A 7114-nucleotide genomic window follows, 5' to 3' on the forward strand; every position below is an offset into this window, starting at 1 on the left:
GCGCGGTGCGGTCAAGCGAAGAGCAACTCCCGCAATGCACGCTCGGCCAATGCCTGCGGATCCTCAACGATGCCAACATGATTGAAGTCCCCGCCGATCGCGAGCATGCAGATGCCGTGCAGCACCGACCACACGGGCCCGGCGATGTCGCTGGGATCCCCTGCACCGAGGACGCCTGCTTCCTGGCATCGGACAATGACGTCGAGCAGATCGCCGAAGGTGGTCAGCCCAGCAGTGAGCATTTCGGGCTTGTCGGTCTTGTCCAACACCGAACCGAACATCACCTGGTAGTAGTCGGGATGGGCGATGGCCCAGCGCGCGTAGGCCCGTCCCATCTGCAGCGCCTGAGTCACGGGGTCACCCTCTCTGGCAGCGCTCAGCGCCTCGTGCAGCTGGATAAAACCCTGCGTGGCGGCGGCGGCGAGCAGATCTGACTTATCGGCAAAGTGGCGGTAGGGGGCAGCGGCGCTGACGCCGGCCCGGCGCGCCACCTCTCGCAGCGTGAAGCCTTTAGGGCCTTTCTCCTGCACCAGGTCTAGAGCCGCATCGGTCAAAGCGCGCTTGAGGTCGCCGTGGTGGTACGTGTCGCGCTGGGCCTCAGCCACGGGAATCTTTCGTTGCCTTGCCATGTTAACGATGCTAACATCGCTCTATGTGAACGATGTCAACATCCAAACGGAAGGAACGATCATGACGAACGACGCGGCGTGGGGAGTGGTGACGGGCGCAAGCTCAGGACTGGGAGCGCTATTCGCCGAGCAGTTGGCTGAGCGCGGGATGCCGCTCATCCTGGCGGGGCGCGACGAGTCGCGGCTAGCGCAGGTGCGCGACCGGGTGCAGAAACGGAAGCCGGGGATGCACGCGGAGCTGGTCGTCGGAGACCTCGGAACTGACAAGGGAATTCGCGACTTGATCGATGTGCTCGACGGCCGCGACGTCGACGTCCTGGTCAACAACGCGGGATTCGGGACGTATGGCCCCGTCTCGGAGACCGATGCGGACCGCGAGCGCGAGCTGGTGGCGGTGAACGTGGACGCGCTGGTGCGGCTGACGCATGCGGTGCTGCCGGGCATGCTCGCGCGCGGCCGCGGCGGCATCTTGAACGTGGCGTCGACGATCGCGTTCCAGCCGGCGCCCTATCAGGCGACATATGGGGCGTCGAAGGCGTTCGTGTTGTCGTTCAGTCAGGCGCTGTGGGCGGAGACGAGAGGCACCGGGGTCAGCGTGACGGCGCTCTGCCCCGGCCCGACGCGCACAGGCTTCGTCGACGCGCTCGACGCCGACGTTGCTGACGTAGCGGTCTACAAGAACCTGGCCGAGCCCGAACCGGTGGTGAAAGCGGGTCTGCGGGCGCTCGATCGTGGACGCCCAGTAGTGATTCCGGGTTGGCGAAACTGGTTGCTGGCCAACGGCGCAGACGTCATGCCTGGCCGGATCTCGACGATGATCAGCCGACGCATGCTGCGTCCCGGGAGGCGCACTGCGATCCCGGCCGTGTAGTCTGGAATGCGGACCGTCTCGTATTAGCGGTGATCACGGCTCGTAATTGCGTTACGCGAAAAAGATCAGCGTGCGATTCGATCGTCGGCCACGCGCCGGCCCTGCTAATTCGAAAAGGACACCGAATGGACAGTTCTGCCCTGTTTTCCCACCCGGATCTCCCGCAGTCCGTGCCTTCGGCCGAGCTCAACAAGACGCCCGCCGAGTATCCGACCTTCTCCGATCGGCCCGAGAAGCAAAGAACATCTGACACCCCGTCGTCGTGAACGGTTTGACCGGGACCAGGCGATGCGCCCGTCCCGTGCGAATTGCGCTGTCCCACTTCCTAGGTGGCGACATCGACGGCGCGTGGTGGCCGCACACCAGCTCGCTCGCCAACGAATTGCCTGACCTCATCGCGGCGTTGCATCCGCCGCTGGGCGAAATCACCGACATCGGCGTCAACTGGTCCTCGACGGACGGGACGCCCGACCTGAACTCGATGTACTACGGGACCGCCACACTGCCTGGTTCGCGTCCCAGGCGGCAACGGCTGATCCGGGTAGCTGGCCAGCGCGAGTGCATCAAACTGCTCGTGGTGCCGTCCATGACGTCGGCCGCGCTGGGATTGATGGTGTTGCGGATGGCCGCGGGGCTGCGCATTCCGGACAGTCAATGCGAAACGAAGCTTTTCAAGACGGCCGATTGCGTGGTCCGCGCCGCCCAGGCCGAAGGCGCGTCGTGGGCGATGCGGGTGGCCAGCGGGGAGCCGGCGCCCTAGAGACACCAATGGGCTGGTGCGAGATCGCACCAGCCCACCGTGTGAGTACGGACGGCTTAGACCGCGGTCACCCCGACTGCCTGGGGACCCTTCGGCCCTTGCTCGATGTCGAATTGGACGCGCTGGTTCTCGTCGAGCGAGCGGAAGCCGCTGCCCTGGATCTCCGAGTAGTGGACGAAGACATCCTTCGAACCCTCATCGGGGGTGATAAAGCCGAAGCCCTTTTCACCGTTGAACCATTTCACAGTTCCCTGTGCCATTTACTTACTTCTCTCATTTCCAGTGGATGTACCAAAAACATCCGCCAGGGAGTCTAACACGGGGCAATTGGCACAATCTTACTGAAAATTCGACGGTGCCCGGCGTGGGCGGTTCGGGCGTCGACGCCTCGGCGCGCCGGTGGCCGGCCGACGACGCTGCGGCGGATTGGGTTGGGCAGCAGCGGCTTTCGGTGCCTGGTAGGGCGCCGGCTCGCCGACGAGCGCATGCACGGCGTCTGAGTCGGCGGCCACTTGTTGCGGCGCGACGTGGATGCCTGCCTTGCGCAGCAACGCCTGGGTTTCTCTGCGTTGTTCGGGCAGCACGACGGTGACGACGTCGCCGGCGTTGCCGGCGCGTGCGGTGCGGCCGGAGCGGTGCAGGTAGGCCTTGTGCTCGGCGGGCGGATCGATGTGCACGACGAGCTCGACGTCATCGACGTGCACGCCGCGCGCGGCGATGTCGGTGGCCACCAGCACGCGGGCCTCGCCGGTACTGAACGCGGCCAGGTTGCGGTCGCGGGCGGGCTGAGAGAGGTTGCCGTGCAAGTCGACTGACGGGATTCCGGCCTGGGTGAGCTGCTTGGCGAGCTTGCGGGCGTGATGTTTGGTGCGCATGAACAGGATTCGGCGCCCGGTACCCGATGCGAGCCGGTGCACGAGTTCGGTTTTGGCCTGCACGCCCGTGACGTGGAAGACGTGATGCGTCATATCAGCGACCGGCGCGTTGAGCTCGTCGACGGAGTGCAGCACCTCGTTGCGCAGGAAGCGCTTGACGAGTTTGTCGACGCCGTTGTCGAGGGTGGCCGAGAACATCATGCGCTGGCCGCCCTGTGGGGTGGCGGCGAGGATGCGGGTGACGCCGGGCAGGAAGCCGAGGTCGGCCATGTGGTCGGCTTCGTCGATCACGGTGATCTCGACGGCGTCGAGGCTGATCAGGCGCTGTCTCATCAGGTCTTCGAGGCGGCCCGGGCAGGCGACGACGATGTCGGCGCCAGCCTTGAGCGCGCTGACCTGCCTGCCTTGCGGCACGCCACCGAAGATCGTGGTGACTTTGAGGCCGTAGGCCGCAGCGAGCGGTTGCAGGGCCGCGGTGATCTGGGTGACGAGCTCACGGGTGGGAGCGAGCACGAGCCCCGACGGTCGCGACGGACGCTTGCTGGGCGAGAGCCTGGTAGCCAACGGAATTGAGAAGGCAAGGGTCTTGCCACTGCCGGTCTTGCCGCGGCCGAGCACATCTCGGCCCTTCAAAGTGTCGGGCAGGGTCGATACTTGGATAGGGAAGGGTTGAGTGATGCCGCCGTCGGCGAGCACGCGCACCAGAGGTGCGGGCACGCCAAGGTCGGCAAAATTCTTGTCGGTAGACATGTTTCGGTGCCTTTCAGGCATCGGTGCGCGCTGTCGTCGCGAGGAGTCGCGCCGGACGAGCACAAGGTGGCGAGATTGCCGGTGGGCAAAATCGATCGCCGCGAGACGTTGTGCGGGAGCACGGCTCAGATGAATGAGAGTTCCACGACGTGGTTGGCAGCAGTTTCATGAGGCCAACGTTGCTACCAGTGTATCTGACGGGCGCGCGGGGCCCTAATGCGGCGGGCCGAGGCGTAGGGTCATGTGACCGGGACCACTCAGGCCCCCGAGAGAACGGGGCAGCGATGTCCGACAAGTCTCCGCGCCAGACAATGACTAAAAAGTCCGGCAAATCCCTCAAAGAAAAGCGTGCGGTCAAGCGCGCGAAGGCCGACCGTGTGTCCTCAACGGACGCGCTGCTGCATCCCAAGAAGCGCTGAGCGCCGCGACGAGTTTCGTTCCACCGAAATGTGTTTCGGCCGCACGCCGTGTCCGGTGACGGGGTGTCCGACATGCTGGGTGTAGGCTGAAAGGCAAGGCGGTGTTCTGCCGCCGTGAAGTCCACGCCACATCAGCTTGGAATTCTTCTCCCTTCGTCCCATCACGATCTGTACGGGACGACCCTGAAACTTAGGACATGCTCTATGGATACAGCGAACCTGTTTTCTCACCCCGAAACTCAGCAAACCTCTTCGTCAGGGGAGTCGTCGAAAGAACCGGCGGTGTACCCGACATTTTCTGACCGATCCGAGACCACCGCTGCTGACGTAACGCCACCATCGCCGTGAACGGCTTGAGCTGGCCCAGACGCTGTGCCAGTCCGGTGCGGATCGCGCTTGCGAGGACGCTTGGCGGCGACATCGACGGCGCCTGGTGGCCGCACAGCGGCTCGGTGGCCGGTGAATTACCCCATCTTGTGGAAGCTCTGCATCCATCGCTCGGCGAAATCATTGATATCGACGTCAACTGGACCGCGACGCAATGCGCGCCTGACCTGAACTCGATGACCGCCTACGCCCAGTCGATACCGGGCTGGCACAAAGAACATCAGCGGCTGATGGTGATTTCGGGCCGCCTGGCCAAGGCGAAGCTATTGGTGGTGCCGCACATGACATCGTCGGCGCTGGGCCTGATGGTCTTGCGCCGAGCGGCCGCTATGGACATTTCCCTTGCGCAACAAAATACTTCGGTGTTCGAGACCGCTGACTACGTCGTGCGCACGGCGCAGGTCGAAAGCGCCCTATGGGCAGTGTGGCGACGGGGGCGTAGCTCCTCGGCGTGACGCGCGTCGGAGTCGGTGTCACACCCGTCACGCGGGAGGACCATGACTCGATCTGCCCGTATCTCAGCGACAACCCCGTTTGCCCAGGTCACAGGCTATAACGAGCGAGGGTCTGTCAGCGACAGCCTGGCGCGGCCGGCACTCTCACCTCAGCTCGCGGAAGAACGCGCGGACGTGTTCGGTGAGCATCTCGGGTTTTTCGAGTGCGGCGAAGTGCCCGCCGTCGTCGACGTTGGTCCAGACGGTGATGTTGTTGGAGACTTCGGCGTAGCGGCGGATCCCGACGTCGTGAGCGAACATGATCGCGGCGGTGGGCACACCGGACGATTCCGGGGGAGGCCCCCAAATGTCCTGGGCGTAGCCGACATAGGCGGCTGAGCCGGCGGTCGCGGTGAGCCAGTAGATCATCACGTTGGTCAGCAACCGGTCGCGGTCGACGATAGTGTCGGGTAGGGCCTCGGGCGGATGGGTCCATTCGCGGAATTTGTCGAGAATCCAGGCTAGTTGGCCGGCGGGGGAGTCGACCAGAGCGGCGGCGAGGGTCTGCGGGCGGGTTGATTGGATGGCGATGTAGCCGAACTCGTCGCGCATGAAGGTCTTGACGCGGGCGACGCGGTCGCGTTCGAGGTCGGTCATGGTGGCCAGTTCGTTGTCGGTGACGTCGTTGATGGGCATGCCGAGGCTGCCGTTGACATGCACGCCAACAACGTGTTTGGGATCGGCGCGTCCGACGGCCGGTGACACGTCGGCGCCGAGGTCGCCGCCTTGGACCCCGTATCGGTCGTATCCGAGGCGGCGCATCAGCTCGGCCCATGCGCGGGCGATGTGGTCGTTGTCCCATCCGCTGGTGGGAACGGGTCCGGAGAAGCCAAAGCCGGGGAGGCTGGGGATGACGAGGTGGAAGGCGTCGGCCGGATCGCCGCCGTGGGTCTTGGGGTCGGTGAGCGGCCCGATCAGGTCGAGGAATTCGACGAACGAGCCGGGCCAGCCGTGGGTGAGCAGTAGTGGGAGGGCGGAGGTTTCGGGCGAGATGATGTGCAGGAAGTGGATGGTGGCGCCGTCGATCTCGGTGGTGAACTGCGGCCAGGAGTTGATCGCGGCTTCGGCTGTGCGCCAGTCATATTCGGTGCGCCAGTAGTCGACCATCTGGCGCAGATACCACACGGGGACGCCGGTGTCCCAGTCGTCGCCGGGGAGAATCGGGGGAAACCGGGTGCGGGCTAGGCGCTGAGCCAGGTCGTCGAGGGCGTCGTCGGGGATCGCGAGATGAAACGGCGTGATGTCCGTGGTTGAGGTCATGCCTCAAGGTTTCCACCGATAGCGGACAGGTTCTGTCCGCAGATTTCATTTTCTAGGCCGGCGGCTTACGTCGCTTGCTGGTCGAGTTCCCGCATAATCAGGTGCAGTGACACGTGATCTATCTGGGCGACGGGCCGCGGCTGTCTTTGTGGCCGTGCTGACCTTCGTGGCGGGTTGCTCGCGGGGCGACGCGCCAGTTGCCCCGCGCGAGAGCGCGCGGACGACGCAGGCTCCGGTCGCCGCGCCGCCGCCCAGTGCGACACCCACGCCGCTGCCGCCGCCGGATCCGGCTCCGGCACCGGATTTCTCGGCAGTCTCGAAGCTCATCACCGATGCCATTGCGGCACACAAGCTTCCGGGTGCCGTGCTGCTGATCGGCCACGGCGGCAGGGTCGTCTTCCAGCAGGCGTATGGCGAGCGCAAGCTTGCAGGAGAACCGGGACTGGACGGAAAGCAGGCGCCTGCGGAGCCGATGACCGAGGACACGATGTTCGACGTGGCGTCGTTGACGAAGGTCCTCGCGACAGCGCCTGCCATCATGCAGCTGTACGAGCAGGGCCAGGTGTGGTTCGACGATCCGGTGCAGCTGTATCTGCCGGAGTTCAACGCGGCGAATGATCCACAGCGGGCACGGGTGACGGTGCGCATGTTGCTGACGCACACGTCGGG

General features: G+C 64.9%; 10 protein-coding genes. 6 read left to right on the forward strand and 4 right to left on the reverse strand.

The features are described from left to right. Nucleotides 1–11: 11 nt before the first annotated feature. Nucleotides 12–629: a TetR/AcrR family transcriptional regulator gene (locus QOH60_RS07860; protein WP_526418829.1), complete on the reverse strand. Its 618-nt coding sequence runs from the start codon at nt 627–629 to the stop codon at nt 12–14. Nucleotides 630–690: 61 nt separating this feature from the next. Between QOH60_RS07860 and QOH60_RS07865 the strand changes: the two genes are divergently transcribed. The 3 genes from QOH60_RS07865 to QOH60_RS07875 all read left to right on the forward strand — a co-directional run bounded on the left by QOH60_RS07865 (nt 691) and on the right by QOH60_RS07875 (nt 2260). Further along, nucleotides 691–1500 carry an SDR family NAD(P)-dependent oxidoreductase gene (locus QOH60_RS07865; protein ID WP_526418831.1) on the forward strand — a complete coding sequence of 270 codons (810 nt, stop codon included), beginning with the start codon at nt 691–693 and terminating at the stop codon, nt 1498–1500. Nucleotides 1501–1625: 125 nt separating this feature from the next. Beyond that, a complete protein-coding gene (locus QOH60_RS07870) occupies nt 1626–1766 on the forward strand; it encodes a hypothetical protein (protein WP_526418833.1) in 141 nt (46 codons plus the stop codon). A gap of 35 nt (nt 1767–1801) precedes the next feature. Further along, nucleotides 1802–2260: a DUF5994 family protein gene (locus QOH60_RS07875; RefSeq protein ID WP_526418835.1), complete on the forward strand. Its 459-nt coding sequence runs from the start codon at nt 1802–1804 to the stop codon at nt 2258–2260. A 56-nt stretch (nt 2261–2316) separates the two neighbouring features. Here the strand turns inward: QOH60_RS07875 and QOH60_RS07880 are convergent, their stop codons facing one another. Both QOH60_RS07880 and QOH60_RS07885 read right to left on the reverse strand, forming a co-directional pair. Continuing rightward, nucleotides 2317–2520 (reverse strand): cold-shock protein, encoded by a 204-nt coding sequence (locus QOH60_RS07880; protein ID WP_526418837.1) that lies wholly within the window; start codon nt 2518–2520, stop codon nt 2317–2319. A 78-nt stretch (nt 2521–2598) separates the two neighbouring features. After that, nucleotides 2599–3885, reverse strand: coding sequence for a DEAD/DEAH box helicase (locus tag QOH60_RS07885; RefSeq protein ID WP_526418839.1), 1287 nt, complete (start codon nt 3883–3885; stop codon nt 2599–2601). Between the two features lie 284 nt (nt 3886–4169). Between QOH60_RS07885 and QOH60_RS07890 the strand changes: the two genes are divergently transcribed. Next, nucleotides 4170–4304, forward strand: coding sequence for a hypothetical protein (locus QOH60_RS07890; RefSeq protein WP_526418841.1), 135 nt, complete (start codon nt 4170–4172; stop codon nt 4302–4304). A gap of 383 nt (nt 4305–4687) precedes the next feature. Continuing rightward, nucleotides 4688–5146: a DUF5994 family protein gene (locus QOH60_RS07895; RefSeq protein WP_526418843.1), complete on the forward strand. Its 459-nt coding sequence runs from the start codon at nt 4688–4690 to the stop codon at nt 5144–5146. A 144-nt stretch (nt 5147–5290) separates the two neighbouring features. Here QOH60_RS07895 and QOH60_RS07900 read toward each other — a convergent pair whose 3' ends face one another. Continuing rightward, a complete protein-coding gene (locus QOH60_RS07900; RefSeq protein WP_526418845.1) occupies nt 5291–6445 on the reverse strand; it encodes an alpha/beta fold hydrolase in 1155 nt (384 codons plus the stop codon). A 154-nt stretch (nt 6446–6599) separates the two neighbouring features. Here QOH60_RS07900 and QOH60_RS07905 point away from each other — a divergent pair. Beyond that, nucleotides 6600–7114 (forward strand): serine hydrolase domain-containing protein (locus QOH60_RS07905; RefSeq protein WP_526418847.1); only part of this gene is annotated, 515 nt, incomplete at its 3' end.

Origin of the sequence: Mycobacterium sp., assembly GCF_032159765.1 — a bacterium.
GTDB lineage: Bacteria > Actinomycetota > Actinomycetes > Mycobacteriales > Mycobacteriaceae > Mycobacterium.